Here is a 999-nt window from a genome sequence, read left to right on the forward strand (position 1 = left end):
TGACCAATCTCCACCTTGTGGTAAACTAACATCGTCTTCATTGTATTCACAAGGATCGTTTGGATCTGTTCCATCAGGACCAGCTGTACCGTCTCCATCTGGATCAACTTCCGTACCGTTTGGCACACCATCACCATCACAATCTGCATTATACCAGTCTGTATTATTGTCTGATAAATCAACATTCGCTAATTCTCCTCCTACACATGGATCATATGGTTCTGGATCGTCTCCATTAGTTTCACCATCACCATCACAATCTGCTGATGCCCATACATCATAGTTCTCATCTCCTGGCATTGGATTGTTTACGATATCTGTATCGCCTGCACATGGATCAAATGGATCTGTATCTGTACTGTTTGGTTCTCCATCACCATCACAATCTGCTGCTGACCAATCTCCACCTTGTGGTAAACTAACATCGTCTTCATTGTATTCACAAGGATCGTTTGGATCTGTTCCATCAGGACCAGCTGTACCATCCATATCTGGATCTACTTCTGTTCCGTTTGGCACACCATCACCATCACAATCTGCATTATACCAGTCTGTATTATTGTCTGATAAATCAACATTCGCTAATTCTCCTCCTACACATGGATCATATGGTGCTGGATCGTCTCCATTAGTTTCACCATCACCATCACAATCTGCTGCTGCCCAAACAGAATAGTTTGGATCGGTTGGTTGTGGGTTTGTTGTTATATCTGTATCACCAGCACATGGATCAAATGGATCTGTATCTGTGCTATTTGGTTCTCCATCACCATCACAATCTGCTGTTAACCAATCTCCACTTGGAGTTACTGTAACATCTGCTACGTTGTAATCACATGGATCGGTTGGGTCTGTTCCATCAGGTCCTGCGGTACCATCCATATCTGGATCTACCTCTGTTCCGTTGATTACTCCATCTCCATCACAATCGGATGTATACCAATCACTAGTTGTATCTAATAAATCTACATTTACTACATCGCCACCTACACATGGATC

Annotated in this window: 1 pseudogene; it reads right to left on the reverse strand. The window is 42.8% G+C overall.

The features are described from left to right. Positions 1-999 (reverse strand): annotated as a pseudogene (locus ACVC3Y_RS00255) (hypothetical protein); the annotation flags it as partial.

Source organism: Lacinutrix cladophorae (assembly GCF_053604645.1).